2 protein-coding genes are annotated in these 3,115 nt (G+C 26.8%); one reads left to right on the top strand and one right to left on the bottom strand.

Going from position 1 to position 3,115, the window contains the following annotated elements:
* Window positions 1–221: 221 nt before the first annotated feature.
* The gene (locus AB1Z17_RS03375; RefSeq protein ID WP_368050382.1) at window positions 222–1,436 is read right to left on the bottom strand and encodes a thrombospondin type 3 repeat-containing protein; all 1,215 of its coding nucleotides are present in this window, start codon (window positions 1,434–1,436) and stop codon (window positions 222–224) included.
* Window positions 1,437–1,698: 262 nt separating this feature from the next.
* Here AB1Z17_RS03375 and AB1Z17_RS03370 point away from each other — a divergent pair, with 262 nt between their 5' ends.
* Window positions 1,699–2,196 carry a hypothetical protein gene (locus AB1Z17_RS03370; protein WP_368050381.1) on the top strand — a complete coding sequence of 166 codons (498 nt, stop codon included), beginning with the start codon at window positions 1,699–1,701 and terminating at the stop codon, window positions 2,194–2,196.
* Window positions 2,197–3,115: the final 919 nt, after the last annotated feature.

Genomic DNA, 3,115 nt, shown 5'->3' with positions numbered 1-3,115 from the left:
TTTTAAATAAATTTAAAATAAAACTTTTTTTTTGCCATATTCTTTTTAAAATAGGTTAATTTTCTTTTTTGATTTATTTTAAAAACGACTGTTTAATCCATTAAAAAACTTATAAAAATGAATGCTTTTACTTTGAAAGAAAATGAGAGATTCAAACATTTTATTAAACTAAAACACCCCCAAATTGGAGGCGTTTTAGTTTTTTATTATTTCATGAAATATTAATTTGGTTGATTAAAAGGATAACTCATTTGGTTAACACAATTTAATATTTCTCTCTTTTCTCTATTATCAATTAGTCTGTATTTAAATTTCCAATTATTTACAATAAAATACATTTTACTTCTAAATCTATTTGTTCTGCGTTGGTCTGAAACATCTTCCATTGAATTTACCAAATTGATTACGTCTTGTATTTCATCGTTCATAAACGTTCCTCGTTTTATTTGTTGATTCTTCACACCTAATTTGCAATTTAAGTCTAAATATTTATATCTATTTGAACGCGGATGTCTGTCTTTTTCATCTACTATTCCATCATTGTCATCATCTTCATCACAGGCATCTCCCATTTGATCGTAATCCCAGTCTTCTTGATTTGGGTTGTAACCATCAGGGCAGTTGTCGTTTAAATCACTTATTCCATCATCATCAGAGTCGCAAGTGGCATAAAAGAAATTATCTAAAGCAACATTTTGCCATCCATTGTATTCTTCATGAACTTTTAAAACAATTTGAGTAATAGGTTCTTCAGATTTTATTCCTAAAAACTGTCCACCAACGGCATCAATTTCTGTTGAACTTAGCAAGCCTGAAGTTCCATAAGTCTCAATAATAACATATGGGTAATTTAATACATACAATTTCATACTTACGTTTAAAACATCTGTGGCGCGAAATCTAATATGCATTTCAGGTTTACCATAACCCCAAGATATTATTACATCTGAATTATGTCCCATTTGAGCTAAATAATCTTTAGTTGCAAAATTCAAATGATTATTAAATGGACCTACTGTAGAAAAAGACTCAAAATCAACATTTGGAATTAAATCACCTGGCTCATATCCAATATTATAGTCGTTTGTAAACTCATTAAATACACCCCAATGAGATGTGTTGTTATATCCTCTAGGGCTCTCAAAATTATTAAAATTTTCAAACTGGCTTAAATCTCCACAAGTATTTTCAGTAAATAATGTTTTACGTGAAAAATATTCTATACCAGTATCTTCTCTACCTTGCAAGTTTTTATTAAGAACTCTATCTGTTTTGAACATTTCTAGGTTTGCCATTTCATCACCCATAGTTAATGCCTCTGAATCCTGAATCTCTTCTAATGCGTTTACCTCAATTATTTCATTAGTTTCTTGTTCACAACTTACAATAAATAGCAATGTTATTGCCATAAAAGCAAGTATTTTAAATTTTTTCATAATAGTTGTTTTAGTTAATAATTTTTAAGGTAGCAATATAGAATTTTATTTTATAAAACAAATACGTAGTACTACGTAGTGCATCCGTTTTTTTGTTAAAATATTAGTGTTTTGAATTAAAACTTTTTTTCTTTTTATAAAAAAATAGCAAAAATCATTTTGGTTAAATGATTAGAATCATTAGTTGTGCTGTTCCATATCATTGTATTCATATATTTATATTATTACTTTTTCACCATTATTATAATCAAAATAATTGGTTATGGGAAATAATAATTCAATACGAAAATTTCTTTTATTATGTCTTCTTTTTTCCTTCATAAATTTTTGTTCTAAAGATATCGCCACTATTTCTAGTTATACTTTTTTAGAATGCTATAACGGCACTGTTTGGATCGACAACACCTCTTTCAAAGATGAAATAACCTATATTAGGTTTTTAAATAATTCAAATACAATTTTAGAAGTTTTCAACAAGTTTTTACCCACAAAAAAAGATTGCTTTTATAACTATTATATAAATCAATCTTGGGGCGAAATAGACATTATTGAAAATACGGTAAATACGTTGCGATTTCTAATTTTACCACCTGATTGGGAATTAAATACAGTAGCATTTACATTCAAAAAAACAGTTGAAACACTTAACCTTACTTTTTGTATTTATGATGAAAACGGTATTCTATTAGAAACTACAGAAAGTGTTTTAATTAAATCAAATGTAGATGTTGATAAACTACCTATTTGCAATTTGGACTAATTTTTATTTTACAAAAATAACAACTATTTCTAGGAGAAGTTTACTTTAGTGCACAATATGGGGTTATAAAAAACCCTCTAAAGCTGGGTGCTCAGAGGGAAAATTGCTATGAAAAAGATGTAGATAATTAAATCTACCTTACAAAGGTAACTTAAGTAGCATAATTAAAATGTGATATAAATCACTCCTCTAATTTTTTATTCAAACTCATAAAAAAGCTTGCATTTCTGTAAGCTTTATATATTGCTAGGTTATGAAGAATACTCGTAAAAAAACCTTCTACATTTCTGTAAAAGAAATAATGTTCTAATTTTTATTGTTTTCATTTTTGATTAAATTTTAAAATGGTACACCCAACTGTGTACCTTATTGTTGATGATTTGGAAATTATTAACTTCATCAAAAAAAGAAGTGTAGTCTAATCAGTAGTTTGTTAAAACATCAAGCATAAAAAAATCCTACTATTTCTAGTAGGATTTACTTTGGTGGGCAATGAGGTATTAATCAAAGTGTTCCTCAGCTAACCCCTATATAATGCAAATCTTAGACATTAAAAAAAGAGCTATATTGTTTTAACTCTTAAATAGTTTTGGTTATTTATTCTATTAAATTCAAGTTAAGAATTTATTTTTTAAAACGTAATAAAGACCATTTAATCTTTTGTTTTTCAGTAAATTAACTCCTCTTTTAATTAGCTAAATCAAATATAATACTCTATCTTTTAACTTTATTACTAACTTTAAAACATTTTATTATGAAAAAATTACTATTATTATCAGGAATGTTAATGTTTCTTATTACGTCTTGTAGTAAAGACAATGTCTTATCTGTCGACGAATTAAACAATGATTTTAACAAGGAGGTTCAATTAAAAGGAATAACTCACCAAAAAAAAGGAATAATTCACCATGTCTCTGTT

It is taken from the genome of Lutibacter sp. (assembly GCF_040883305.1).
Classification (GTDB): domain Bacteria; phylum Bacteroidota; class Bacteroidia; order Flavobacteriales; family Flavobacteriaceae; genus Lutibacter.
The sequence above is the reverse complement of the archived record's forward strand: the minus strand, read 5'-3'. Positions and strand labels throughout refer to the sequence as shown.